At 71.8% G+C, this 24,449-nt stretch carries 22 protein-coding genes and 1 pseudogene; 11 read left to right on the forward strand and 12 right to left on the reverse strand.

Annotation, left to right across the window (positions count from 1 at the left end; all coding sequences use genetic code 11):
• Positions 1 to 17: 17 nt before the first annotated feature.
• Both ACFQW6_RS11610 and ACFQW6_RS11615 read left to right on the forward strand, forming a co-directional pair.
• On the forward strand, positions 18 to 455 hold the full coding sequence (locus ACFQW6_RS11610; protein WP_378544872.1) for a hypothetical protein: 438 nt from the start codon (positions 18 to 20) through the stop codon (positions 453 to 455).
• A 65-nt stretch (positions 456 to 520) separates the two neighbouring features.
• On the forward strand, positions 521 to 2,410 hold the full coding sequence (locus ACFQW6_RS11615; protein WP_378544875.1) for a reprolysin-like metallopeptidase: 1,890 nt from the start codon (positions 521 to 523) through the stop codon (positions 2,408 to 2,410).
• A 19-nt stretch (positions 2,411 to 2,429) separates the two neighbouring features.
• Here the strand turns inward: ACFQW6_RS11615 and ACFQW6_RS11620 are convergent, their stop codons facing one another.
• Positions 2,430 to 3,263, reverse strand: coding sequence for a CPBP family intramembrane glutamic endopeptidase (locus ACFQW6_RS11620; protein ID WP_378544877.1), 834 nt, complete (start codon positions 3,261 to 3,263; stop codon positions 2,430 to 2,432).
• An 81-nt stretch (positions 3,264 to 3,344) separates the two neighbouring features.
• Here ACFQW6_RS11620 and ACFQW6_RS11625 point away from each other — a divergent pair, with 81 nt between their 5' ends.
• Positions 3,345 to 3,818 carry an oxidoreductase gene (locus tag ACFQW6_RS11625; protein ID WP_378544880.1) on the forward strand — a complete coding sequence of 158 codons (474 nt, stop codon included), beginning with the start codon at positions 3,345 to 3,347 and terminating at the stop codon, positions 3,816 to 3,818.
• A gap of 169 nt (positions 3,819 to 3,987) precedes the next feature.
• Here ACFQW6_RS11625 and clpB read toward each other — a convergent pair whose 3' ends face one another.
• Both clpB and ACFQW6_RS11635 read right to left on the reverse strand, forming a co-directional pair.
• Positions 3,988 to 6,570 carry an ATP-dependent chaperone ClpB gene (clpB, locus tag ACFQW6_RS11630; protein WP_378544883.1) on the reverse strand — a complete coding sequence of 861 codons (2,583 nt, stop codon included), beginning with the start codon at positions 6,568 to 6,570 and terminating at the stop codon, positions 3,988 to 3,990.
• Between the two features lie 116 nt (positions 6,571 to 6,686).
• Positions 6,687 to 7,187: a general stress protein gene (locus tag ACFQW6_RS11635; protein WP_378544886.1), complete on the reverse strand. Its 501-nt coding sequence runs from the start codon at positions 7,185 to 7,187 to the stop codon at positions 6,687 to 6,689.
• 291 nt (positions 7,188 to 7,478) lie between these two features.
• On the opposite strand from ACFQW6_RS11635, the gene ACFQW6_RS11640 reads away from it, so the two are divergent.
• From ACFQW6_RS11640 to ACFQW6_RS11655, 4 genes are all read left to right on the forward strand, one after another.
• Positions 7,479 to 8,210 (forward strand): pentapeptide repeat-containing protein, encoded by a 732-nt coding sequence (locus tag ACFQW6_RS11640; protein ID WP_378544888.1) that lies wholly within the window; start codon positions 7,479 to 7,481, stop codon positions 8,208 to 8,210.
• Between the two features lie 41 nt (positions 8,211 to 8,251).
• Complete coding sequence (locus tag ACFQW6_RS11645) at positions 8,252 to 9,097, forward strand: aldo/keto reductase (RefSeq protein ID WP_378547543.1); 846 nt, start codon at positions 8,252 to 8,254, stop codon at positions 9,095 to 9,097.
• A 129-nt stretch (positions 9,098 to 9,226) separates the two neighbouring features.
• The gene (locus ACFQW6_RS11650; protein ID WP_378544891.1) at positions 9,227 to 9,994 is read left to right on the forward strand and encodes a lysophospholipid acyltransferase family protein; all 768 of its coding nucleotides are present in this window, start codon (positions 9,227 to 9,229) and stop codon (positions 9,992 to 9,994) included.
• Positions 9,995 to 10,102: 108 nt separating this feature from the next.
• Complete coding sequence (locus ACFQW6_RS11655) at positions 10,103 to 10,543, forward strand: hypothetical protein (RefSeq protein WP_378544894.1); 441 nt, start codon at positions 10,103 to 10,105, stop codon at positions 10,541 to 10,543.
• Between the two features lie 247 nt (positions 10,544 to 10,790).
• Here ACFQW6_RS11655 and ACFQW6_RS11660 read toward each other — a convergent pair whose 3' ends face one another.
• From ACFQW6_RS11660 to dnaK, 7 genes are all read right to left on the reverse strand, one after another.
• On the reverse strand, positions 10,791 to 11,051 hold the full coding sequence (locus ACFQW6_RS11660) for a hypothetical protein (protein WP_378544897.1): 261 nt from the start codon (positions 11,049 to 11,051) through the stop codon (positions 10,791 to 10,793).
• Between the two features lie 55 nt (positions 11,052 to 11,106).
• Positions 11,107 to 12,417 carry a reverse transcriptase family protein gene (locus tag ACFQW6_RS11665; protein WP_378544900.1) on the reverse strand — a complete coding sequence of 437 codons (1,311 nt, stop codon included), beginning with the start codon at positions 12,415 to 12,417 and terminating at the stop codon, positions 11,107 to 11,109.
• Positions 12,418 to 12,669: 252 nt separating this feature from the next.
• Entirely contained in the window at positions 12,670 to 13,131 is a 462-nt protein-coding gene (locus ACFQW6_RS11670) for an SRPBCC domain-containing protein (RefSeq protein ID WP_378544903.1), read from the reverse strand.
• Position 13,132: 1 nt separating this feature from the next.
• Positions 13,133 to 13,546 (reverse strand): heat shock protein transcriptional repressor HspR, encoded by a 414-nt coding sequence (locus tag ACFQW6_RS11675; RefSeq protein ID WP_378544906.1) that lies wholly within the window; start codon positions 13,544 to 13,546, stop codon positions 13,133 to 13,135.
• Entirely contained in the window at positions 13,543 to 14,718 is a 1,176-nt protein-coding gene (gene dnaJ, locus ACFQW6_RS11680; RefSeq protein ID WP_378544909.1) for a molecular chaperone DnaJ, read from the reverse strand. The genes ACFQW6_RS11675 and dnaJ overlap by 4 nt, the downstream gene beginning before the upstream one ends.
• Before the next feature lie 50 nt (positions 14,719 to 14,768).
• Complete coding sequence (grpE, locus tag ACFQW6_RS11685; protein WP_378544912.1) at positions 14,769 to 15,431, reverse strand: nucleotide exchange factor GrpE; 663 nt, start codon at positions 15,429 to 15,431, stop codon at positions 14,769 to 14,771.
• Positions 15,428 to 17,308, reverse strand: a complete 1,881-nt coding sequence (gene dnaK, locus ACFQW6_RS11690; protein ID WP_378544915.1) for a molecular chaperone DnaK — start codon at positions 17,306 to 17,308, stop codon at positions 15,428 to 15,430. Before dnaK ends, grpE begins: the two co-directional genes overlap by 4 nt.
• A 206-nt stretch (positions 17,309 to 17,514) precedes the next feature.
• On the opposite strand from dnaK, the gene ACFQW6_RS11695 reads away from it, so the two are divergent.
• Positions 17,515 to 17,805, forward strand: coding sequence for a Dabb family protein (locus tag ACFQW6_RS11695; protein ID WP_378544918.1), 291 nt, complete (start codon positions 17,515 to 17,517; stop codon positions 17,803 to 17,805).
• A gap of 96 nt (positions 17,806 to 17,901) precedes the next feature.
• Here ACFQW6_RS11695 and ACFQW6_RS11700 read toward each other — a convergent pair whose 3' ends face one another.
• Complete coding sequence (locus ACFQW6_RS11700) at positions 17,902 to 18,702, reverse strand: GNAT family N-acetyltransferase (protein ID WP_378544921.1); 801 nt, start codon at positions 18,700 to 18,702, stop codon at positions 17,902 to 17,904.
• Between the two features lie 84 nt (positions 18,703 to 18,786).
• On the opposite strand from ACFQW6_RS11700, the gene ACFQW6_RS11705 reads away from it, so the two are divergent.
• Positions 18,787 to 19,497 (forward strand): SGNH/GDSL hydrolase family protein, encoded by a 711-nt coding sequence (locus ACFQW6_RS11705; protein ID WP_378544924.1) that lies wholly within the window; start codon positions 18,787 to 18,789, stop codon positions 19,495 to 19,497.
• 232 nt (positions 19,498 to 19,729) lie between these two features.
• A complete protein-coding gene (locus tag ACFQW6_RS11710) occupies positions 19,730 to 21,745 on the forward strand; it encodes a M4 family metallopeptidase (protein WP_378544927.1) in 2,016 nt (671 codons plus the stop codon).
• A gap of 54 nt (positions 21,746 to 21,799) precedes the next feature.
• Here the strand turns inward: ACFQW6_RS11710 and ACFQW6_RS11715 are convergent, their stop codons facing one another.
• Positions 21,800 to 23,767 carry a M3 family metallopeptidase gene (locus ACFQW6_RS11715; protein WP_378544930.1) on the reverse strand — a complete coding sequence of 656 codons (1,968 nt, stop codon included), beginning with the start codon at positions 23,765 to 23,767 and terminating at the stop codon, positions 21,800 to 21,802.
• Between the two features lie 201 nt (positions 23,768 to 23,968).
• On the opposite strand from ACFQW6_RS11715, the pseudogene ACFQW6_RS11720 reads away from it, so the two are divergent.
• Positions 23,969 to 24,376, forward strand: a pseudogene (locus ACFQW6_RS11720) (MFS transporter); the annotation flags it as partial.
• Between the last annotated feature and the right edge of the window lie 73 nt (positions 24,377 to 24,449).

Raw genomic sequence — 24,449 nt, forward strand, 5'->3', positions numbered from 1 at the left:
GGCCCTAGGCTGCAGCCATGAAGGCACAGACCCTCGGCCGCGTCGTCCTCGGCGGCTTCATGGTGACCGCAGGTGTGCTGCACCTGACCACGCAGCGCGAGGAGTTCCGGGCGCAGGTGCCCGACTGGTTCCCGGTCGACGAGGACCTCACCGTGCTCGCCTCCGGTGTCGTGGAGGTCGCGCTGGGCGGGGCCTTCGTCGCGCTGCCGCGGCACCGTCGCACCGTGGGTGCGCTGCTGGCCGCGTTCTTCGTCGCGATCTTCCCGGGCAACATCGCGCAGTACGTCGAGGGCACCCCCGCCTTCGGCCTCGACACCGACCGCGCCCGCCTCACCCGGCTCTTCTTCCAGCCCGCGCTCGTCCTCTGGGCCCTGTGGGCGGGCGGCCTCCTGGGCCGTCGCCGCCCCGTCCTCGCCGAGGAGCAGCAGCGCGAGGAGGTCGAGACGGGCGAGTAGTTCACCCCTCCGGGTTTGGGCACGGTCACCCGGGGGAGGTAGGGGTCCAGAGAGAGGGGGACTCCATGCCCATCACCGTGCCCACCAGGAGCACCAGCAGGACACTCGTCGGCGTCGCCGGCCTGTGCGTCCTCGCACTGGCCGCCACCGCGGCGCCCGCCACCACGGCCACCGCGTCGCAGGACGACCGCCGCCCCGTGGACCTGCTCAGCCCGGCGCCGGCCGCCCGCACGACCACCGACGCAGAGGCCCCCGGCGGCGGTGAGCGGTCGCGTGCCGTCGACGTCGACGCAGCCGCGCTGGACGCCGTACGCACCGGTGACCGGATCAGCCTCGCGCTGTTCGACGGCACGACGGTCACCGCGGCCGTCGACCGCCGCACCGACGCCGCAGGGATCACGTCGTGGTCCGGCGGCATCGTCGGCGAGAAGGGCAGCGTCACCGGCGTCGTGGTCGGCGGGGTCACCCACATCAACGTTGCGTCCGTCGAGCACGGCACCTACGAGGTGCGCAGCACGCCCGAGGGCGGCTACGTCGTCGACGAGGCGGGCGACCCGCCGGGTGGCGACGACGTCATCGTGCCCGAGCGGCCCGGCACAGCCGGGTCCCACGACCATGGCACGCAGCCGCGCCCTCGGCGCGACAGCGCAGACACCGCGGGCGCCGCCGGCGCACCGGGTCCCGTCGCGTCGAGCGACGCACCCGACACGGTCGACATCGCGATCGTCTACCCCGCCCAGCTGGTCGCGCAGATGGGGCAGCCGGCGATGGAGGCCCAGTTCGCGCTGGGCATCGCCCAGACCAACGAGGCCTTCGCCAGCTCCGGCGTCGGCACCCGGGTGCGGCTGGTGGGCACGCGACAGGTCGTGGGCGCGCAGTCCTCCGACCTGGTCACCAACCTCAAGGCACTCGGCACGCCGGGCGACGGCGTCTTCGACGAGGCCCACGCGCTGCGTGAGGAGACCCACGCCGACCTGGTCAGCCTCTGGCTCGCCGGCAGCGTGCCGGCCGGGGCGTCGTGCGGCATCGCCTACCTCGGCGGCACGGACCCGCAGTACGACCCGCAGTACGCCGCCTGGTCGGTCGTGTACGCGGCCGCCTGCGCCACGGAGTTCCGCGCCTTCGCCCACGAGGTCGGGCACAACCTCAGCGCCCATCACGACGCCGGGGCGTCCCAGGCGCCGACCGACGGGAAGCCCTACGCCCGCGGCTACGTCGACGTAGCGGCGCAGACGATCACGGTGATGGCCTACTACGACCAGTGCGCCCGCGCCGGGGTCAGCTGCACCCGCATCGGCTACTTCTCCAACCCCAACGTCGCCTACAACGGGCGGGCCCAGGGCACCGCGGCCACCAACAACGTGCTCGCGATCAACGAGCAGATGGGGGCCGTGGCGGGCTACCGCCAGTCGCAGATCTACCCGGGCACGGCCGGCATCGCCGGCCGCCCGCGCTTCAACGGCACCGCGGAGGCGACGTCGACGCCGTGGTCGCCGGCCGTCGACCTGGGCTACCAGTGGTGGCTCGACGGCGTCGCCGTCCCCGGTGCCACGGCGAGCACCTTCAAGCTGGGACGTCGCGACATCGGCAAGACGCTCACCCTGCAGGTGTTCGGCTCCGCGCCGTTCTACCCGACGGTGGCCGCTCCGTCGGTGTCCGTCGTGGTCGGCAAGGCGCTGTTCCGCACGAAGCGGCCCAAGCTCCGCGGCGTGCCGCGTGCCGGCCGGGTGCTCTCGGTCACGGTGAAGGGCTGGAAGCCCAAGCCGGCCAAGAAGAGCGTCAAGGTGCGCTACCAGTGGCTGAGGAACGAGAAGTTGATCAAGGGCGCGAAGAAGGCGACCTACCGCGTCCGCACCAAGGACCGCGGCAAGAAGATCTCGGTCCGCGTGACGGCGAAGAAGAAGGGCTACGAGAAGGCGCGGAAGATCTCCAAGCAGGTCAAGATCCGCCGCTGACCGCCCGTCGCCGGGCGGGTCACAGGGTCGGCAGCCAGTCGACCCGCCCGGCGAGCACGGCGTACCCCACGAACGCGCCCACGTCGAGCAGCGTGTGGGCGACGACGAACGGCATGACCCGCCCCCAGCGGCGGAACAGCCACCCGAACAGCAGCCCCATCGCGAGGTTGCCGACGAAGCCGCCGAGCCCCTGGTAGAGGTGGTAGCTCCCGCGCAGGAGGGCCGCCAGTCCGATGGCGGCAGTGTCGCCGAACCCGATCTGGCGCAGCCGCACCTGCACGAAGCCGAGGACGATGAACTCCTCCAGCACGGCGTTCTGCGCGGCTGCCAGCACCAGCACCGGCACCCGCCACCACTCCCCCGGCAGCGACTGCGCCACGACCGTCAGGTTGGTGCCGAGCGCGAAGGTCGCGAGGTAGAAGACCACGCCCACCGAGCCGACGCCGGCCGCCAGCAGGGCGCCGCGCCCCCAATCGCCGAGGGTGCTCCAGCCACCGTCCCGCGCCCACACGTCCTTGAGCCTGCTGCCGGAGCGCACGAGCAGGTACGCCGCCAGCGCCACCGGGACGAGCGCGAAGGCGACCCGCAGCAGCTGGTAGGTCAGGTCCAGCCACGGCCGGTCCGGGGCGAGCGAGTTGTTGAGGTTCGCGGCCTGCGACGACAGCGGCCCGGGGACGGTGAGCGCGGAGACGATGCTGACCACCGAGTACACCGCGCTCCGACCCAGGGAGAGCAGCAGCACGAGCGCGAGCTCGGTCCACAGCAGCGCCTTCGCCAGGTCCGGCACGCCACCCGGGACGGGCGTGTCCCGGAGTCGCCACCACGGTCTCCTCGTCTCGGTCGTGGTGCTCACGCCCCCAGCATCCCGCAGCCGGCTGAGGTGGCGCTGAGAACCGCATCGACTTCTGTCCGCGCGTCCACGACCATCGATGGTGTGACCACGATCTACGAGGCGGCCGGCGGCCGGGACGTCTTCGTCCGGCTGGCCGAGGCGACGCACCAGCGCTGCCTGGCCGACCCGTTGCTCCAGCACCCGTTCTCCCACGCGGACAACCAGCCCGACCACACCGAGCGCCTGGCGGCCTACTGGGCCGAGGCGCTCGGCGGCCCGCCGACGTACACCACCACGATGGGCGGCAGCGAGTCGCACGTGCAGCGGCTGCACGCCGGCGAGGGCGACTACGCCGTCACTGCGAGCCCCCGCTTCGTCCGGTGCGTCGTCGAGTCCTTCGACGAGGCCGGCGTGCCCGACGACCCGCAGGTGCGCCGGGCGATCACCGACTATGTCACCTGGGCCGCGACCGGACCGTTCCAGGCGTGGGGACGGTCGAAGGACGACGTCCCCGAGGATCTCGCCCTGACCCACTGGGACTGGGACGGCCCGATCACACCCTCATTCGGTGGTTGAGGTTCGACCGCAGCGAGCCACGACCGACGGCCGCCGCTGACGTCCGCGGCCGACATGACGCCGTACTGGGTGGGCGAGTCTGACACTTGGAGGCCTTTGCAACGGCCTCCAAGTGTCGGAGTCCCCGCTCGAGCGGGGACTCCGACAAGGGCGAACGCCAGCCACTCGGTCAGGACAGCGTGAGTCCGTCGTCGCCCACGTCGACCGTCACCGCGCCGCCGTCGCTCACCGTGCCGGCGATGAGCAGGCGGGCGAGGGGGTCGCCGATGGCCGACTGGATCAGCCGACGCAGCGGCCGGGCGCCGTACGCCGGGTCGTAGCCGGTCTCGGCGAGCCAGGCGCGCGCGGCGTCGGTCACCGAGATGCTGATCCGCCGGACCGCGAGCCGCTGCTCCAGCAGCGCGAGCTGCAGGTCGACGATGTGGGCCAGGTCGTCCTTGGTCAGCGCGTCGAACATCACGACCTCGTCGAGCCGGTTGAGGAACTCCGGCTTGAAGTGCGCCCGCACCACGCCCATCACCGAGTCCTTCTTGACCGCCGGCTCGAGGAGGGGGTCGACCAGGAAGTTGGAGCCGAGGTTGGAGGTGAGGATCAGCAGCGTGTTGCGGAAGTCGACCGTGCGTCCCTGGCCGTCGGTGAGCCGGCCGTCGTCGAGCACCTGCAGCAGGATGTCGAAGACCTCGGGGTGGGCCTTCTCGACCTCGTCGAGCAGCACGACGCTGTAGGGGCGCCGCCGCACGGCCTCGGTGAGCTGGCCACCCTCGTCGTAGCCGACGTAGCCGGGAGGCGCGCCGACGAGCCGCGAGACCGAGTGCTTCTCGCTGTACTCGCTCATGTCGATACGGACGATCGCCCGCTCGTCGTCGAAGAGGAAGTCCGCGAGCGCCTTCGCGAGCTCGGTCTTGCCCGTGCCGGTGGGGCCGAGGAAGAGGAACGACCCGGTGGGCCGGTTGGGGTCGGAGATGCCGGCGCGCGAGCGGCGTACGGCGTCGCTGACCGCAGCGACGGCCTCGCGCTGCCCGATCAGGCGCTCGCCGATGACCGACTCCATCTCGAGCAGCTTGGCGGTCTCGCCCTGCAGCATCTTGCCGGTCGGGATGCCGGTCCACGCCTCGACGACGTCGGCGATCTGCTCGGCACCGACCTCCTCGCCGACGAGCGGGTCGAGGTCGACGGCCTCGGCCTTCTCGACCTCGGCGATCTGCTTCTCGAGCGCGGGGATCTGGCCGTACTGGATCTCCGAGGCACCGGCGAGGTCGCCGTCGCGCAGCTTCTTCTCGGCCTCGATCTTGAGCTGGTCGAGCTGGCGGCGCAGCTCGCCCTCACCCTGGAGCTGGTCCTTCTCGCGCTCCCAGCGGGCCTCGAGCCCGCGCAGCTCCTCCTCGCGGTCGGCGAGGTCCTTGCGCAGCACCTCGAGCCGGTCGGCCGACGCGGCGTCGGTCTCCTTGGCGAGCGCGAACTCCTCCATCTTCAGCCGCTCGACCTGGCGACGCAGCACGTCGATCTCCTCGGGCGAGGACTCGTGCTCCATCCGCAGCCGCGACGACGCCTCGTCGATGAGGTCGATGGCCTTGTCGGGCAGCTGGCGGCCGGTGATGTAGCGGTCGGACAGCGTGGCGGCCGCCACCAGCGCGGCGTCGGTGATGCGCACGCCGTGGTGGGCCTCGTACTTCTCCTGGATGCCGCGCAGGATCTGGATGGTGTCCTCGACGCTGGGCTCGCCGACGAAGACCTGCTGGAAGCGGCGCTCCAGCGCCGGGTCCTTCTCGATGCGCTCGCGGTACTCGTCGAGCGTGGTCGCGCCGATCATGTGCAGCTCACCACGCGCGAGCATCGGCTTCAGCATGTTGCCGGCGTCCATCGCGGAGTCACCGCCGGCACCCGCGCCGACCACCGTGTGCAGCTCGTCGATGAACGTGATGACCTGCCCGCCGGCGTCCTTGATCTCCTCGAGCACGGCCTTGAGCCGCTCCTCGAACTCGCCGCGGTACTTCGCGCCCGCGACCATCGCCGCGAGGTCGAGCGCCAGGACGCGCCGGCCCTTGAGCGAGTCGGGCACGTCGCCGGCGACGACGCGCTGGGCGAGACCCTCGACGACGGCGGTCTTGCCGACACCGGGCTCGCCGATCAGGACGGGGTTGTTCTTGGTGCGCCGGCTCAGGACCTGGATGACGCGGCGGATCTCGGCGTCGCGACCGATCACCGGGTCGAGCCGGCCGTCCTCGGCCGACCTGGTGAGGTCGACGGAGTACTTCTCCAGCGACTCGTACGACGCCTCGGCGCTCTCGCTGGTCACGCGGCGGTTGCCACGGACCGCGGTGATCGCCTCCCGCAGCCCGGCCGCGGTGAGACCGGCGTCGGTCAGCACCTTCTGCGCGCTCGACTCGACGGTCGCCGTGGCGACCAGGAGGTGGTCGGTGGCGACGTAGTCGTCCTTCATCGACGCGGCGAGGTCGAGTGCCTGCGCCAGCACGCGGGTCAGCGCGGCGGACGCGCTCGGCTGTTGGACGGTCGAGCCGGTCGCGCGCGGCAGCTGCCGCTGCACCTCCTCGGCCTGGGAGAGCACGGTGGCGGGGTCGACGCCCGCCTTCTGCACGAGGCTGCGGGTGGCGCCGTCCTCCTGCTTGAGCAGGGCGACGAGCAGGTGGATGGGCTCGGTGGTCGTGTTGCCGCCGGTGGTGGCGGCGAGCTGGGCAGCCTCGACGACCTCGCGGCTGCGGGTGGTGAACTTCTCGGCACCGAACTGGCTCAACTCAACTCCTCATGATGTCCGTGGACCGTCACGAGACCCACTGTGGTCTCTGCCGGTGCAACGCGCCAGAAGTTGAGTCGATTCCCCTCAACTCTGAGAATTTCCGCGGCGGGCGGTCACTCGAACGGGTTGGGGAGCGCACCGGGCAGCCCGGCGAGCAGCTCGCGCGCCTGGGCGGCGTGCTTGTTCTCGACGAGCACCTCGTACTTCGTCGCGACCACCTGGGTGACGGACGAGAAGTCGCGCTGGCCGCGGGTGAAGGCGTAGCCGAGGAGGGCCCAGACCAGGCCGAAGGTGGCTCCCATGAGGGCCGTGCTGAGCAGCACCTGCCACAGCCCCTCCTCGGTGAAGGGCGCGAAGATCAGCCCCACGAAGATGCCGAGCCACAGTCCCGAGAGGATCCCGCCGACCGCGATCTTCGACCACGTCAGCCGGCCGGTGACGCGCTCGATGCGCTTCAGCTCGGTGCCGACGATCATCAGCTGGTCGACCGGGAAGTCGGCGTCGGCGAGGAAGTCGACGCTCTTCTGCGCCTTCGCGTAGTCGTCGTACACCGCCAGCGACTGGGGGAACTGCAGCTTGAGGGGGAAGGCGGGAGTCACGCCCGGGGTCGACATGCGGCCCACGATACGAGCCGGGCGTACCCAGGTCCGGTGAATCTTTGCCTTCCATCTGTTTCATTCCACGAACAAGCGGGCACAGTGGTGCTATGAGCAAGCTGATCTTCGACAACCGGGCGGTCGGCGCGCTCTTCGCGTTCCTGCTCGTGGTCAACGCGTTCGCCCTCCAGCACGGCTGGTACGGCGCCTGAGGACCCTCGCGGGCCCTCACCACACACATGACACGATCCCCGGGTGGCGACACCCGGGTTGAGTTCTGACTGCGCGCGCTGCTTCGGCCTCTGCTGCGTGCTGCTCCCCTTCTCCGCCTCGGCCGGCTTCGGCGTCGACAAGCCCGGCGGACGACCGTGCCTGAACCTGCTCACCGACGACAGCTGCCGCATCCACGCCACCCTGCGCGAGGACGGCTGGCCCGGGTGCACGGTCTTCGAGTGCTTCGGCGCCGGCCAGCAGGTCTCCCAGGTCACCTACGGCGGGACGTCGTGGCGCGAGCAGGACAACCTCGCGGAGATGGCAGCGGTGCTGTCGGTGATGCGCCAGCTCCACGAGATGCTCGTCCACCTCGTCGAGGTCGCCCGGCGCTCGCCCGACCCAGCTGCCGACGTCGTCCGCGCCGAGATCGAGCAGCTGACCGGCGCCGATCCCGAGGCCCTGCTCCTCGCCGACGTCGACGCCCTGCACGAGCGAGTGGGCCGGCTGCTGTCGGAGGCCAGCGCGCGCGTACGACGACCGTGGCCCGCCGCGCAGGACCGCACGCGCGCCGACCTCGCCGGCCGACGGCTCGCCGGCGACCACCGCGGCTGGTCGTTCCGCGGCGCGCTGCTGATCGCTGCCGACCTCCGAGGTGCCGACCTGCGCGACGTCGACCTGCTCGGCGCCGACCTGCGCGACGCCGACGTACGCGGCTGCGACCTGTCCAGCGCCCTCTTCCTCACCCAGCCCCAGGTCAACGGCGCCATCGGCGACCCGGCGACCACCCTTCCGGAGGGTTTGTCGCGGCCCGCACGCTGGGACTCCTGACCCGACGGAATACCTCACCGGAGGGTCGTGCTGTGCCTCGTATGACCGTTCCCAGCATCCAGCTCCATGACGGCACGTCGATCCCGCAGCTCGGCTTCGGCGTGTTCCAGATCGACCCCGCCGACACCGCGGAGGCGGTGACGCAGGCGCTCGAGGTCGGCTACCGCCACATCGACACCGCCGAGATGTACGGCAACGAGAAGGAGGTGGGCGAGGCGCTGCGGTCCTCCTCGATCGCGCGGGACGAGGTCTACGTGACCTCCAAGCTCAACAACGGCTTCCACCGCCCGGACGACGCTGAGCGCGCGTTCGAGAAGACCCTCGGTGACCTCGGTCTCGACCGCATCGACCTGTTCCTGATCCACTGGCCGCTGCCGACGCGGTACGACGGCGACTTCGTCTCGACCTGGCGCACCATGGCGTCGTTCGTCGAGGACGGCCGCGCGGCGTCGGTGGGCGTCTCCAACTTCCAGCCCGCGCACCTGCAGCGGCTCGTCGACGAGACCGGCGTCGTCCCGGTGATCAACCAGGTCGAGGTCCACCCCTACTTCACCAACGAGGACGTCCGCGCGGCGAACGTGAAGCACGGCGTCGCGACCGAGGCGTGGTCGCCGATCGCGCAGGGCCAGGTGCTCGATGACGCGGTCCTCAGCGAGATCGCCGAGGCCAAGGGCAGGTCCACCGCCCAGGTCACCCTGCGCTGGCACGTCGAGCGCGGCGACATCGTCTTTCCCAAGTCGGTGAACCCCGGGCGGATCAAGGAGAACTTCGAGATCTTCGACTTCTCGCTCACCGACGACGAGGTGGCGCGCATCGCTGGCTTGGACCGCGGCGAGGACGGCCGCACCGGGCCCAACCCCGACACGTTCGACTACATCCCTGGCTGACCGGCACCCGCCGGCTTGTCGCGAGGCCCGGCCCCGTCCGGGGTCGGGCCTTCGTCATGTGCACCGGATCGCCGACCTGAGTCCTCATACGCACGCGCGACCCCGGGTGGCTGGCCCAGACTCACCCGCATGGAACCCAGCACCTGGCAGCGCCCGGGCCTCCGCGCCGCCCTCCTGTACGCCGTCGCCGCCGGCCTCCTCGGCAGCATCGTCTCCGCGGTCAGCCGCCTCGAGCTCACCCGTCGTGCCGTCCCCGAAGCCGCGCTCCCCGACGGGCCGGTGATCGTGGTCGCCAACCACACGAGCTTCGCCGACGGCATCCTGCTGGCGCTCGTCGGTCGCCGGCTCGGCCGCTCGCTGCGGCTGATGGCGACCGGCGGGGTCTTCCGGTCGGGCGTGGTCGGCCCGGTCGTCCGTCGCCTCGGCTTCATCCCCGTCCTCCGCGGCACCGACTCGGCCGCCGGCTCGCTCGACGCCGCGGCCACCGCGCTCGAGGCCGGCGAGGCCGTCGGCCTCTTCCCCGAGGGCCGCATCACCCGCGATCCGCAGCACTGGCCGGAGCGGTCCAAGACAGGTGCCGTCCGGCTCGCGCTCCGCACCGGCGCGCACGTCGTCCCCGTCGCTCTGGTCGGCGCGCACCAGCTGGTGGGCAGGACCGGCATCGTCGCCCGGCTGCTGCGCAACACCGTCCTGCGCCCCCGGGTGCGGGTCGCGGTCGGGGAGCCGATCGACGTACGACGCCTGGCGGGCGTCAGCGGTGACCTGTCGGTCGACGACGCGACAGTGCGCCGGGTGGCCGACGAGGTGATGACCGTGCTCGTGTCCCAGGTCGCCGAGCTGCGTGGCGAGCCCGCGCCGTACCCGATCGGCGTGCCCGCCGAGGCGCTTCGCGCCTGACTGCACATGACGCACCGCTGGTCCAGACGCCTCGGTCACTTTCCTCGTCGCCTGGTGGCCGATGCCGTCACCACGCTCCGCGGACGCACCACGTATGACGGGGGTCATATGGCAAGGACGCGAGCACGGCTCGGCACCGCGGCGACGCTCTGCGCGGTGGTTGCCCTCGCCGGCTGCGGCAACGACCAGGTCGACGACCTCACCGCGGACCCGATCGCCTCGACGGTCCCGGCGGGCGGCGAGCTCGTCACCAGCCGGGAGGAAGAGGCCCGGAGCGGCGGCCTGCTCGGCAAGCCGGCGCCCGTGAAGGTGCTCAGGACCTACTCCTTCGGCTCCGAAGCCGCCGCGCGTCGGGCCATGACCGGGCTGCAGGCAGAGGCCGAGGACGTGGGCTGGGAGGTGACCTTCGTGGCGCCCGACGAGATCAGCTTCAGCGCCGCACGGCCGCTCGACGGCCGCAGCGCGACCGTGGACGTCGCACTCAACCTCGACCCGGCCATTACGCCCGCCCCTGGGGTCTTCGTGTCACTGAGCTCGACGGACGGGTGACAGAACACGCACCGCGCATCCTCGGCCGCGGTAGGCCGACTGGAGGAACAACGGGCTACTCGGACGCGGACGGCGTGGGCGATGCGTGTGACCCGACCCCTACCCGCGCCGGCCGGAGGAGCAGCAGTGGCCCCCCGACGGCTTCGACGCACCGGTGGCTGGTCTCGACCTCGGCGCCGATGGGGCATGGACGGCCTCGCCGAGGGGTCCCCTCATCACGACGGTGGGTGGACCACCGCTCGGGGCCTCAGGAGTAGCGGTGGCTCTTGGCTGAATGCCCGCGCTCGCGGGTGCACGTGCGACCGCTCATGTTGCGGTGGCCGCACAGCTCCTCGGTCGCCGGCTGGCCGGTCTCGACCTCCGGAGCCGCTGCAGTCGTGGCTGCCTTCTTCGCGCTCGGCGCCGGCGGCGCGACGGGCGCCGCAGCCTTCGGGCGCGCCGGCGCGGAGCTCGCGCGCTTCTGCGCCTCGGCATACTTCGCCTCGCGCATGGCACGCAGGTTGTCCATCTTGCTCATCGTCCACTCACGTGATGAACCTACGCGCTGGCACCGACAGTAACGGTCACCGGCTCCAGTCGATCGCGTCGTGGACGGCCTGTAACCGGGCTCCACGCACCGGGTCGTGCTGCGCGACCCAGGCGATCCGGCCGCGCAGGTGGTCCTCGAAGGCGGGCACGTGGTCGCGGTTCTGCGTGCTTGGTCCGTGCCGGTGGCAGTTGTGCAGGATCGCCCGGAGCAGGTCGACCTGGTGGCGGGCCACCTTGGGGCGTTCGTTGACGACCAGACCGCCCAGGGTCTGCCGACCGGCGCGTGGCATCACCCCGGTCTTGCGGGCGTTGAGCCGGAAGCCCTCGTCCGCGACGATCGACTCGACCGCGTCGATCAGCCGCGACGTGCCCGTGCCCCATCCCCGCCCGCCGGAGAACGCCAGGTCGTCGGCGTACCTCGTGTAGCGCCCGCCCCACGACCGGGCCAGCGCGGTGAGGCGCACGTCGAGCCGGAAGGCCGCCAGGTTCGCCATCGCCGGCGACGTCGGGGCACCCTGCGGCAGATGCGGCGCGGCGAGCCGACGGCCGAGCCGCCAGTGGGCGTCGAGCATGCCGTCGTCCGCAGGGGCCGGCACGGCCCGCCAGGCCGCGAGCGGCAGGACGCTCGTGACCAGGCCGGCCAGGCAGTGAGCGACCGGCTCCGGGTAGCCGGCGGTGCGCCAGATGCCGTAGACGCGGGAGACGGTCACGCTCGCGAAGAATGCCTCGAGGTCGAGCCGGAGGACGACGCTGCGGTCGGCGTGGGGCGCGGCGTAGGACCGCACCGACCCCCCGGGCCGGAAGCCCCTGGCGGCGTCGTGCGGCGGGATGAGCGCGGCGACCTCGCGGAGCAGCCGGCGCTGCACGGCCTTGAGCCGCGGCTTGGGTGCCTCGAGGACGCGGATGGCGCCGCTGGGCGCCACGCGGTGGGACACGCGATAGTGCTGGAGCGGGACGTCGGAGGCGCTACGGGCCAGGTGTCGCGGGTCGGCGAACCAGTCGAGGTCGGGGATGCTGACGCCCAGGAACGACGACACGTCCGCGAGGTCGTCGAGCACCGGCAGCCGCCAGCGGTTGGCGAGCATCTGCGTGGCGACGACGGGTTGCACCACTGGCACCGCCCGCAGCGCCTTGGCCGCCGCCGGACGCGAGGCGAGGTTGGCGGCCAGCTCGCGGGGACGGTCGACCGGTGCGCGCGGGTAGAGCGCGAGCGTCTGGCGCGCGAGCGGCAGCAGCCACCGTGCGCGGCGCCCGACCACCACCGTCCCGCTCGCGACCATGCCCGGCTGGGTCCACTCGCCGGCGAGGAAGGCGGCCGCCAGGGCTCGCGCCAGGTCGGACCTCATCCGGTCGCCGACCCTGGGCGGGGAAGGCTGGCGGGAAGGGGGTGCGGCAGCGCAGCCCGACCTGTCCCGTCGTGCGCGCGATGACCTGCAGCGGAGCGCAGCGAGTCGCGCGCGGTGCCGTGCCCGAACGATCCGGTGGTCCCCGGGGTAGCCCCGGAGAAGCCGACCGGTGACGCGCACCGGTCCGCCGTCTCGAGATTGCGCTGCCGCACCCCGCGCACAGTAGCCGCAGGCGACGACGGCCGCCGCCGGCTACGCCTCGAGCCAGGCCGCGAGGTTGGCCAGCGACGCGTCGAGACCCTGCTGGTGCGCCTCGACGTCGATGCCGGGAGGTACGTCGGTGGCGTCGATGGCGATGCGGGTGCCCTTGTCGAGGGCGGCGAAGGTCCACGTCATCGTCATCCGGCCCGCGATGTCCGGGTCGTCGGAGTCGAACTCGACGCCCCACACCACGCGCTCGGGCTCGACGAGCTCGTCGATCGCGACGCGCGACACGTCGGCGTGCTCGGTCGTCTTGCCGCCGCCCTCGGGTGTCTCGTCGTAGCGGAGCGTCATCGTGAAGCCACCGCCGACGCGCAGGTCGGCCTCGGCGATCTCGCCGGTCATCCCGTCCGGAGGGAGCCAGGCCGCCAGGGCGTCGGCGTCGACGAAGGCGGCGTACACCTCCCCCGGCGGCGCGCTGACGTCGGTGACGGCCCGGTCGATGCGTGGCACGTCAGTACCCGCGGCGCCACACGACGAGGGACTGACCGACAGCCTGGTGCAGCACCGGCAGCTTGTTGGTCGGCTGCACCGCTGCACGCGCGGCGAGCCCGTTCCGCAGCGCCTGGAGCTCGGCGAGGAGCTCCTCGTTGCGAGCACGCAGCGCGTCGACCTGCAGCTCGAGGTCCATGATGCGGCGCACCCCCTCGATGCCGATGCCGGCACTGGTGAGGTCGGCGATCTGGCGAAGGCGCTCGATGTCGCGGTGGGAGTAGCGACGGCCGCCTCCCCCGGTGCGACCCGGCTGGATCAGCCCCATCCGCTCGTAGGCACGCAGGGTCTGCGGGTGCAGGCCGGTCAGCTCCGCGGCGACGGAGATGACGTAGACCGCGGCGTCGGGGGACGGGGGCTGGAAGACGCCGCTCATTCGAAGAGTCCTGCGCGGAGCGGCTTGCCGGCGGTGGCCGCGCGGTAGGCCTCGAGGGCCTCGCGGGCGGTCGGGTCGAGGTTGGCCGGGACCTGCACCTGGACCGTGGCGAGCAGGTCGCCCTTGCTGCCGTCGCGCTTGGTGGCGCCCTTGCCACGGACCCGGAAGGTGCGGCCGTTGGGCGTGCCCGGGGGCAGCTTGAGGGTCACCGGCGCGCCGCCGAGCGTCGGGATCTTCACCTCGGCGCCGAGCGCCGCCTCGTCGAAGGAGACGGGGACGTCGATGGTGAGGTTGTCGTCCTTGCGGCCGAAGACGCGGTGCGGGGTGACCTTGACCTTGACGAACAGGTCTCCCGTCGGGCCGCCGTTCTCGCCGGGAGCGCCCTTGCCCTTGAGCCGGATCCTCGCGCCGTCCTTGACGCCGGCCGGGATGCGGGCCTGGATCGTGCGCGCCGAGGTGCCGCGACCACTGCCGTGGCACGTGGGGCAGGCCTCGTCGTACACCAGCTGGCGCCCGCCACAGGCGGGGCAGGTCTCGTTGATGGAGAACGCTCCGCCCGTGCCGGACACGACGAACCCCGCGCCCTCGCACTCCGGGCAGATGTGCGGGCGGGTGCCGGGCTTGCCGCCGGTGCCCTGGCACGTCGGGCAGGCGGTGTCGGAGGTCAGGCGCAGCGACACCGTCACGCCGTCGAGCGCGTCGGTGAAGCCGATGGTCGCGGTGCTCTCGACGTCGGCGCCGCGGCGTGGCCGGGCCTGCTGCTGGGTACGCCCTCGCTGGGCGCCGCCGAACAGGTCGCCGAACATGTCGCCGAGCCCGCCGCCCGCACCGGCGCGGTCGCGGAGCAGGTCGTCGAGGTTGAACCCACCGCCGCCGAAGCCGCCCCCGCCCCCGCCCATGCCGGGTCCGAAGCCGCCACGGGCCTGCAACGAGCGGAACTCGTCGTACTTGGCGCGCTTGGCCTCGTCACCGATGACGTCGTAGGCCTCGGCGACGGACTTGAACGTCTCGTGCTTGGCGTCGTCGCCGGGGTTGGAATCGGGGTGGTTGGCCCGGGCGAGCTTGCGGTAGGCCTTCTTGATGTCAGCCGCGCTGGCGTCCTTGGCGACGCCGAGGACCTGGTAGAAGTCCTTGGTCGCCCAGTCGTTGCGGAAACCTTCGTTGTCAGCCATGGATCAACCTCCCTTCGTCGTCGACGGGGTCATCGGGTGAGTGGTGCTGCTCAGGCGTCGGCGGGGTCGACCACGAGCACCTGGGCGGCGCGGACGACGCGGTCGCCCATCCGGTAGCCACCCTTGGCGACGTGCTTGACCGTCGTCACCTCGACCTCGGCGTCCACGCCGAGGTGGCTCAGGGCCTCGTGGAACGTCGGGTCGAACGCGTCACCCGGCTCGCCGAAGCGGACCAGGCCGGCGCTCGTCACGACGCGCTCGAGCTGGTCGGCGACCGCCTTGAAGCCGCCCTCGAGCTCGCCGTGCTCCTTGGCCCGGTCGATGGTGTCGAGGACCTCGATCACCGGCGTCAGCGCCTTGTAGGCCGCCGACTCGGCGACCAGCTGCCGGTCGCGGTCGACCCGCTTGCGGTAGTTGGCGTACTCGGCCTGGAGCCGCTGCAGGTCGTTGGTCAGGTCGGCGACCCTGCCGCGCAGGGCGAACACCTCGTCCTGCTCGGCGCCGGGCTCGCCCTCGGGCCGCTCCTCGGCGGTGCCGGTGTCGTCGCCGGCGACGGCGTCACCGGCCACCTGCTCCTCGACCTCGGTCTGGGCGGGCGCCTCACCCGCGGCGTCACCGAAGCCGCCCTCCGGAGAGGGAGCCGCGGTGGGCTCCCCCTCCGGGAGGTCGGTCGCCTCGGGGCCCGGGGTGGGCTCGACGGGGCGATCGGTCACTTGGACTCACCCTCGGCGGCTGCGCTGCCGTCGGTCGAGCCGTCCGTCGGCTCGTCGACGATCTCGGCGTCGACGACGTCGTCGTCGGACTCGCCGGTCGCCCCGGTGGCACCGCCGGCAGCGGCCTGCTCGGCCTCGGCAGCGGCGTACATCGCGGCGCCCATCTTCTGGCTGGACTCGCCCAGCTTGGTGATGCCGGCGGTGATCTCCTCGGAGGACGCGTCCTCCTTGGCCAGGGTCTCCTTGAGGGCGTCGACATCCGTGCGGACCTCGGTCTTGACGTCCTCGGGGAGCTTGTCGTCGTTGTCGGCGAGGAACTTCTCGGTCGTGTAGACGAGCTGGTCACCCTGGTTGCGGGCCTCGACGGCCTCGCGACGCTTGGCGTCCTCCTCGGCGTACTGCTCGGCCTCCTTGACCATGCGGTCGATCTCGTCCTTGCCGAGCGCCGAGCCACCCGAGATGGTCATCGACTGCTCGCGGCCGGACGCCTGGTCCTTGGCCGAGACGTGCACGATGCCGTTGGCGTCGATGTCGAAGGTGACCTCGATCTTCGGCACGCCGCGCGGGGCCGGCGGGAGGCCGGTCAGCTCGAAGTTGCCGAGCGGCTGGTTCTGCGACCACATCTGGCGCTCGCCCTGGGCGACCTTGATCTCCACCGACGGCTGGTTGTCGTCCGCGGTGGTGAAGATCTCCGACCGCTTGGTGGGAATGGTGGTGTTGCGCTCGATGAGCGTGGTCATCACGCCGCCCTTGGTCTCGATGCCGAGGGACAGCGGGGTGACGTCGAGGAGCAGCACGTCCTTGACCTCGCCCTTGAGGACACCGGCCTGGAGCGCGGCGCCCACGGCGACGACCTCGTCGGGGTTGACGCCCTTGTTGGGCTGCTTGCCGCCGAGGAGCTCGGTGACGACCTCGGTCACGGCCGGCATGCGGGTCGAACCGCCGACGAGGACCACGTGGTCGATGTTGGAGATGGCGACGCCACCGTCCTTGAGCACCGACTGGAACGGTGCCTTGGTGCGCTCGAGCAGGTCGGCGGTGAGCTTCTGGAACTCGCTGCGCGTCAGCTTCTCCTCGAAGTGCAGCGGGCCGGACTCGCCGTGCGTGATGTAGGGCAGGTGGACCGTGGTCTCGCTCGAGGACGAGAGCTCGATCTTCGCCTTCTCCGCGGCCTCCTGGAGGCGCTGCTTGGCGATCTTGTCGGCCGCCAGGTCGACGCCGTTGGAGTCCTTGAACTTCTTGACCATCCACTCCACGACGCGGTTGTCCCAGTCGTCGCCACCGAGGTGGTTGTCGCCCGAGGTCGCCTTGACCTCGACGACGCCCTCGCCGATCTCGAGCAGGGACACGTCGAACGTGCCGCCACCGAGGTCGAAGACGAGGATGGTCTGGTCCTCGCCCTTGTCGAGGCCGTACGCCAGCGCGGCCGCGGTGGGCTCGTTGACGATGCGGCTGACGTTGAGACCCGCGATCTCGCCGGCCTCCTTGGTCGCCTGGCGCTGGGCGTCGGAGAAGTAGGCGGGGACGGTGATGACCGCGTCGGTCACCGTCTCGCCGAGGTAGGCCTCGGCGTCGCGCTTGAGCTTCTGCAGCACGAACGCGCTGATCTGCTGGGGGGTGAAGGTCTTGTCGTCGATGTCGACCTTCCAGTCCTCGCCCATGTGGCGCTTGACGGACCGGATGGTGCGGTCGACGTTGGTGACCGCCTGTCGCTTGGCGACCTCGCCGACGAGGACCTCGCCGGACTTGGTGAAGGCGACGACGGACGGAGTCGTCCGCGCGCCCTCTGCGTTGGCGATGACGGTGGGCTCGCCACCCTCAAGGACGGCGACGACGGAGTTCGTCGTGCCGAGGTCGATGCCGACCGCTCGAGCCATGGTGTGTTCCTCCTGCTGTGGTCTTGCGTGGATGACGTGAGTCTGGGTGCCATCCTGCCGCGCGTCGGCGGAGGAGGCAAAACAGTTGAGCCGGTCTGGCTCAAGTCTGTTCATGGGGTACAACGCAGGTCGTGGCCGGATGTTCCCCGATCCGGACAGATTTGTGGTGTGACCTGGCTCCCTCTCGTCCCGGCTAGCCTTGCCGAATGATCCGCCACACCGTCGCGTTCCGGCTCCACCACGCCCCCGGCTCCACTGAGGAGGCCGATTTCCTCGCCGCCGCCAGCGCGCTGGCCGACATCCCGGGCGTCACGGCGTTCGAGCAGCTGCGCCAGACGAGCCCGAAGAACGACTTCGCCTTCGGCTTCTCGATGGAGTTCGCCGGCCAGGCGGCGTACGACGGCTACAACGAGCACCCGGTGCACACCGCCTTCGTCGCGGACCGCTGGGTGCCGGAGGTCGCGGACTTCCTGGAGATCGACTACGCCCCGCTCTGAGTCGCCGCGTGTCCGCTGCCGCCGGCTGCGTCATACGAACCCGCACCGATGGCCCGCCGTTCGTATGACGCAGCGGGCCAGCCTGACGGGAACCCGTCAGCGGGACCAGACGTACGGCGTCGTGGTGGTCACGGCCCGCAGCCCGGAGCGCTCGAGGATCGGGCGGGACATGTCGGTGCAGTCGGAGTGGATGAACCGGATGCCGCGGGCCCTCGCCGACCGGGCGCGAGCGGCGACGAGCGCGCGGTAGATCCCGCGGCCGCGGTAGTCCGGCAGCGTCGAGCCGCCCCAGATGCCGGCGAACTCGGTGCCCGCGACCGGGGTGAGCCGGCCGCCGCAGACGACGCGGCCGCCGACCTCGGCGACCCAGAACTCCGAGTCGCCGGACTCGAGCTCGGCCAGTGACGACTTCACCGACGGCCCGCGGCCCGTCGCGAAGACCGACTCCTGCGCGTCGAGCATCCGGGTGAGGTCGTGGACGACCGACGGACCCGGCTCGAGCCGTCGTACGACGACGGGGCCCTCGGGTGTCTCGGCCAGGGGTACGTCGACGTCGAGCAGCGACGCCTCGCCGATCATCACGGTCTCCCGGGGCTCGGCGACGAGCCCGTGGGCGACGAGCCGCTCCCCGAGGTCGGCGGGCCGGTCGTGCCCGCGCGACTTCCACTCGAACGACGCGACGTCGGTGTCGTCGCGGTAGTGGGCGACCGTCCTCTCGATCAGCGCGTCGAGCGCCTCGCCCTCGAGACCAGCGAGGTCGCGATAGGAGACGAACCCGCCGTGGTCGAAGACGCCCCACAGGAGCGGCCCCTCGCGCACCACCTCGAGGGCCCTGGCCATCTCGGCGTCGGTGCGGAGCTGCTCGTCGTACGCCGCCAGGAGGTCGTCGTTCGTCATGGGCGGCAGCCTAGGTCCCGAAGTCAGGGGAATCTCAGGGGTTTTCGCCTGCGGGGAACAGCCTCCAGGCCGCACACTTCTCTCGTGCTCCATCGGGGGAACCTGCGCCGGGTCGTCGGCGCCTCGACCATCGCGCTGCTGATCGCTGCCCTGATGGCGTTCTACGTCGCCGACATCGCCGACGCCGGCCCGACGCGGTGCCAGCAGCACCGCCTCGACGCCCGCGAGCGCGCGGCGGTCGTGACCGGTCGGGGCGAGCGGGTCCTGGTGATCGGTGACTCGTGGTCGGTCGGCCTCGGCCAGGACGACCTGGCCCGGTCCTGGGCCGGCCGGCTGCCGGGGCAGGTCCACGTCCGCGGCTTCTCCGGCTCGGGCTTCAGCGCCGCCGCCAGCGGCTGCGGTCGGGTCTCCTTCCACGACCGTGCGCCGACCGCGCTGGGCGTACGTCCCCGCCTCGTGGTGGTCGAGGGCGGTCTCAACGACTACGACCAGCCCGCCCGCGCCATCGACCGCGGCTTCCGCGAGCTGATGGCCGACCTGGTCGGCCACCGCGTGGTGGTGGTCGGTCCCGCGACGGCCCCGCTCCGAGCCGGCGCCGTGCCCCGGGTCGACGACCGGCTCCAGGTGCTCGCCGACCTGTACGGCGTCCCCTACGTCCGCACGAGCGACCTCGACCTGGACTACCTCGACGACCGGCTCCACCTCACCGAGGACGGGCACCGGGAGCTCGGCGACGCCGTCGCGGACCGCCTCGCGGCCGTGACACCTGCTCGTCCCGCCGTGCTCGGCCGCTGACCGGACGGAGCCCCGCGCCGATCGCCGTGATCGGCGACTGAGTCCTGCAGCTCGCCGGCTATCGGACACTTTTGTCCGGTGATCGGCCGAACGGTGCATGTTCTCGCGTTGCAGGAACACGCAGATCCGCGCTCATTGACGACCCCTTCGTCGATTGCGAGTTTGTGCACTGGTCCGCACCACCCCAATGCACCCTCGCGTCGTCCGACGCGACTTCTGATTGGAAAACCCAGTGAAATCACTCCGTCCGGCCATCCTGGCCGGTGTCGCAGCGTCTGCCGTCGCTGCGTCCTTCCTGGTTCCGACCGTCACCTCGGCCGGCGCCGCACCCTCGGCGGGCGATCCCCGCCTCGAGGCCCAGCAGGCGGCCAGCGCCTGGGTCAAGGGCCACGCCACCGCGCTGGAGCGCGCCGCCGCGGACGCGTTCGTCCGCGCCGGCACGTTCGAGGGCGACAACGGCATCTACGCGATGGCCTACGAGCGGACCCACGAGGGCCTGCGGGTGGTCGGCGGCGACTTCGTCGTCCTCGCCGACGCCGACGGCCAGGTCGTCGGGTCGTCCGTCGCCCAGGAGGCGCCCGTCGACATCGCCTCCACCACCGCCCAGGTGCCGGCGGACCGCGCGGCCGCCGTCGCCAGGGGACAGGTCGACGGGGTCAGCGACGCCTCGACCCCCGAGCTCGTGATCTGGCACCGCGACACCGGCACCCGCCTGGCGTACGAGGTCGAGGTCCGCGGCACCGACGCCGGCGAGGTGTCGTGGCAGAAGGTCTGGGTCGACGCCACGGACGGGAGCGTCCTCGAGGCGCGCGAGCAGATCGCCCACGGCTCCGGAACGGCGGCCTACTCCGGCCCCAACCCGCTGCCCGTCGCGACCAGTGGTTCGGGCACCAGCTACACCATGACCGACCCGACGGCGACGACGCTGCGCTGCCAGGACTCCGCCACCAACACGACGTTCTCCGGCACCGACGACCTGTGGGGCAACGGCAGCGCGACCAACCGCGAGACCGGCTGCGTCGACGCCCTCTACGCCGCGCAGCAGATGAAGGCGATGATGTCGTCGTGGCTCGGCCGCAGCGGCATGAACGGCTCGGGCGGCTGGGTCCCGATCCGGGTCGGCCTCAACGACGTCAACGCCTACTACGACGGCACGCAGGTCCAGATCGGCAAGAACCAGGCCGGTGCCTGGATCTCCTCGATGGACGTGGTGGCCCACGAGTTCGGCCACGGCGTCGACGACAAGACGCCCGGCGGGATCTCCGGCGGCGGCACGCAGGAATTCATCGGTGACGCCCTCGCGGCGGCCACGGAGTACTACGACGGCCAGGTGGCGCCGTACGACTCCCCCGACCACACGGTCGGCGAGGAGGTGAACCTCGTCGGCCAGGGCCCGATCCGCGACGGCGCCAACCCCGCCAACGTGGGTGACCCCTCCTGCTACTCGAGCTCGATCCCGACCGCTGAGGTCCACGCGGCCGCCGGCCCCGGCGACCACTGGTTCTACCTGCTCTCGCGCGGCGGCGTCTCGAAGTGCAACGGTCAGTCCGTGACCGGCCTCGGCGAGCAGGCGGCCATCAAGGTCCTCTACAACGCGATGCTGATGAAGACGAGCTCGTCGAACTACCTCAAGTACCGCACCTGGACGCTCACCGCGGCCAGGAACCTGGACAGCACGTGCGCCCAGTTCAACGCCGTGAAGGCCGCCTGGAACGCCGTCAACGTGCCGGCCCAGACCGCCGACCCGACCTGCGGCGGCACCACGACGCCTCCGACCACCCCGCCGACCGGCGGCAACGTCCTCGGCAACCCGGGCTTCGAGTCCGGCGCCACGACCTGGACCGGCACTGCCGGGCCGATCACCAACAACACGGGTCGCCCGGCCCGCACGGGCTCGTGGAAGCTCTGGCTCGGCGGCAACGGTGCCTCGGGCACCGAGACGGTCAACCAGTCGGTGACCATCCCGTCGACCGCGACCGCGGCCACGCTGTCGTACTGGATCCGCACCGACACCGCCGAGAGCGGCTCGACGGCGTACGACACGATGCGGGTGCAGGTCGTGGACGGGAGCACCGCCACCACGCTGCGCAGCTTCAGCAACGTGGGCACCAACGCGACGTACACGCAGTACTCGCACAGCCTCACCGCCTACAAGGGCAGGACGGTCACCATCCGCTTCACGATGACCGAGGATTCCTCGCTGCAGACCAGCTTCGTGGTCGACGACACCGCGCTGAACGTCTCCTGACCTCAGCGGCTCCGTGACGGGGCGGGCAGCACTGCTGCCCGCCCCGGTCTCGGCTCACTCCGCCAGCCAGGCGGCCCAGCTGTCGAAGGAGTAGGGCCGGCCCAGGAAGTCGGCGACCAGGTCGGCGGCGTCCTCCCGCCCGCCCATCGCCAGCACCTTGTCGCGGTAGGCGCGGGCGACGTCGGCCGCGAAGAGGTCGTCGGGGTCGAACGCGGAGAAGAGGTCCTTGGCGATGACGAGCGACCACATGTAGGTGTAGTAGCCCGACGAGTAGCCGTCGAGGTGGCCGAACGCGCAGTGCATGTGGGCACCGTCGAGCGGCGGGAACACCGAGTAGCGGCGCTGCAGCTCGTCGCCGTAGGCCGTGAGGTCGTCGTGCGGGCCGGCGTGGAACCAGTAGGAGCGCGCGGCGTACGACATCTGCTGCACGGCGTAGAGGCCCTTGCCGAAGTGCTCGGCCCGGCGCATCGCGCCGACCAGGTCGGCCGGGATGGTGTCTCCCGCGTCGTTGCGCGCGAAGGTCGCCAGCACGTCGGCGTCCCACGCCCACTCCTCCAGCATCTGGCTGGGCGCCTCGACGAAGTCCCACTCGGTGGCGACCCCGGAGAAGCGGGCCCACTCGCCCTGGCCGCCGAGGACGTGGTGGACGAGGTGGCCGAACTCGTGGAAGAGGGTGACGACCTCGTCGTGCTCCATCAGGCCCCGGTTGAAGTTGCAGACCAGCACGCCCTCGGGGAGCTGCTCGCCGGCGATGCCCTTGACCAGGTCGAACTGGGCCGCGTGCTTGAACTTGCCCTCGCGCGGGTGCAGGTCGAGGTGGATCCGCCCGATGCGGGTGCCGTCGAGGTCGACGTCGTAGCTGGCGACCTCGTCGTGCCAGGTGCCGGCGTCCTCGTGCGCGACGGGCGTCCACCCGAGGCCGAACAGCCGGCCGGTGACGTCGAGGAGGCCCTGGCGGACCTGCTCGAACGGGAAGTAGGTGCGCACGACCTGCCCGTCGACGTCGTACTGCTCGCGCCGGACGAGCTCGGAGTAGTAGCGCGAGTCGTAGGTGGCCACGGCGTCCGCGGACGGGTCGTCCACGCGCTTGCGCTCGAGGAGTACGCCGAGCTCGTCCCCGGCGCGCTCCTTGGCCGCCTCGCCCACCCGGTCGATGAAGTCGGCGACGGCCCGGCCGTTGCCGATCATCTTGACCTCGGTGTCGTAGTCGGGCCAGGAGTCGTAGCCGAGCAGCTGCGCCGTCTCGCGGCGCACCGCCAGCAGGTCCTGGAGCACCTGGTCGTTGGCCGGCCAGGCGACGTTGTTCTGCGCCAGCGCCAGCTCGTGGCGGGCCGCGGCGTCGGAGCCGAAGGTGATGAACGGGACCAGGTCGGGGTAGTCGGTCGTGATGGTGACCAGGCCGTCCTCGTCGGGCGCGTGGGCGGCGCGGTAGTCCTCGGGCAGTCCGGCCAGCCGCTCGGGCGCGATCCGGATCGACCGGACGTCGTCGCGGATGTTGCGGCCGAAGTCCTGGGACAGCTTGACGCTCCGCTCGCTGAGCTCGCGGAGCCGGTCGCGTGTGGCGTCGTCACGGTCCACGCCCGCGCGGCGGAAGTCGCGCAGCGTGTGCTCGAGCACCCGGCGGCCGTCGGCGTCGAGCACCGAGAGGTCGGACGACGTCGCGAGCCGGTCGAAGACGGCGTACAGGTCGCGGTCCAGGCCGAGCTCGGTGACGTACTTCTGCACCTGCTGGCTGAGGTCGTCGGCGAGGTCGCGGACGGCCGCGTCGGGGTGGACCTCGGCCCACAGCGCGACGGCCTCGGCGTTGGCGATCGCCGTCTCGGCCTTGTTCCACGCGACGAGGACGACGGGGGCGTCCGAGGAGCCGGCCTTCACCAGTCCGACCTGCTGCTGCGCCTCCTCGAGCTGGTCGCGGCAGCGCTGCGACACCCACGCGAGCCAGTCACCCTCCCCCGGGAGGTCGACGGGAGCGGGCTGGGTGTCGGTCTGGGTGTCGGTCTGGGTGTCGGTCTGGTTGGGCACGTCTGGAGCCTACGGGCGCTCGGCGTGGCAGGCAGCACCGCGAGCCCGACAGGTTCCTACGACGGTCCGGCGGGGCGGGCGGTCGGACGGCGCTGCGAGGATGTACCGGTGACCTCGGGGACCACGCAGGACTTCCGCTTCCGCGACATCCTCCTGGTGGCGTACGGGCCCTCGGTCGTCTCCGCCATCGGCCACGGCGCGATGCTGCCGGTGCTCGCCCTGCGGGCCCGTGACCTCGGGGCCGACGTCAGCGTCGCCGCCGCGATCGTCGCCCTCCTCGGGGTCGGGCAGCTCCTGGCGAGCCTGCCGGCGGGAGCGCTGGTGGCGCGGATCGGCGAGCGGCGGGCGCTGGTGGGCGCGGGCCTCGTCGACGCCTGCGCGATGACCTTCGCGGCGCTGACCGACTCGGTCCTGGGGCTGGCGATCGGGGTCCTGGTCAGCGGGGTGTGCTGGACGTTGTTCCTCATCGCCCGTCAGGGCTTCATGATCGACGTCGTCCCGGAGAGCCACCGGGCGCGGGCGATGTCGCTGCTGGGCGGCTCCTACCGGGTCGGGGTGCTCATCGGACCGCTCATCGGGGCCGGGCTGATCGCGGTCTCCGACCTGACGAGCGTCTTCTGGCTGGGCGCGGCGATGTCCGTGCTCGCCTCCCTGCTCGCCGCCACGATGCCCGACCTCGGCG

Origin of the sequence: Nocardioides sp. GCM10028917 (assembly GCF_042666175.1) — a bacterium.
Lineage (GTDB): Bacteria > Actinomycetota > Actinomycetes > Propionibacteriales > Nocardioidaceae > Nocardioides.

What these genes read in the sequence shown, in the direction of transcription:
- ACFQW6_RS11610 (WP_378544872.1), top strand. Translation starts at nt 18, where the DNA reads ATGAAGGCACAGACCCTCGGCCGCGTCGTCCTCGGCGGCTTCATGGTG.
- ACFQW6_RS11615 (WP_378544875.1), top strand. Translation starts at nt 521, where the DNA reads ATGCCCATCACCGTGCCCACCAGGAGCACCAGCAGGACACTCGTCGGC.
- ACFQW6_RS11635 (WP_378544886.1), bottom strand. Translation starts at nt 7,187, where the DNA reads ATGTCGACCCCGGGCGTGACTCCCGCCTTCCCCCTCAAGCTGCAGTTC.
- ACFQW6_RS11645 (WP_378547543.1), top strand. Translation starts at nt 8,252, where the DNA reads ATGACCGTTCCCAGCATCCAGCTCCATGACGGCACGTCGATCCCGCAG.
- ACFQW6_RS11650 (WP_378544891.1), top strand. Translation starts at nt 9,227, where the DNA reads ATGGAACCCAGCACCTGGCAGCGCCCGGGCCTCCGCGCCGCCCTCCTG.
- ACFQW6_RS11655 (WP_378544894.1), top strand. Translation starts at nt 10,103, where the DNA reads ATGGCAAGGACGCGAGCACGGCTCGGCACCGCGGCGACGCTCTGCGCG.
- ACFQW6_RS11660 (WP_378544897.1), bottom strand. Translation starts at nt 11,051, where the DNA reads ATGGACAACCTGCGTGCCATGCGCGAGGCGAAGTATGCCGAGGCGCAG.
- ACFQW6_RS11665 (WP_378544900.1), bottom strand. Translation starts at nt 12,417, where the DNA reads ATGAGGTCCGACCTGGCGCGAGCCCTGGCGGCCGCCTTCCTCGCCGGC.
- ACFQW6_RS11675 (WP_378544906.1), bottom strand. Translation starts at nt 13,546, where the DNA reads ATGAGCGGCGTCTTCCAGCCCCCGTCCCCCGACGCCGCGGTCTACGTC.
- dnaJ (WP_378544909.1), bottom strand. Translation starts at nt 14,718, where the DNA reads ATGGCTGACAACGAAGGTTTCCGCAACGACTGGGCGACCAAGGACTTC.
- dnaK (WP_378544915.1), bottom strand. Translation starts at nt 17,308, where the DNA reads ATGGCTCGAGCGGTCGGCATCGACCTCGGCACGACGAACTCCGTCGTC.
- ACFQW6_RS11695 (WP_378544918.1), top strand. Translation starts at nt 17,515, where the DNA reads ATGATCCGCCACACCGTCGCGTTCCGGCTCCACCACGCCCCCGGCTCC.
- ACFQW6_RS11700 (WP_378544921.1), bottom strand. Translation starts at nt 18,702, where the DNA reads ATGACGAACGACGACCTCCTGGCGGCGTACGACGAGCAGCTCCGCACC.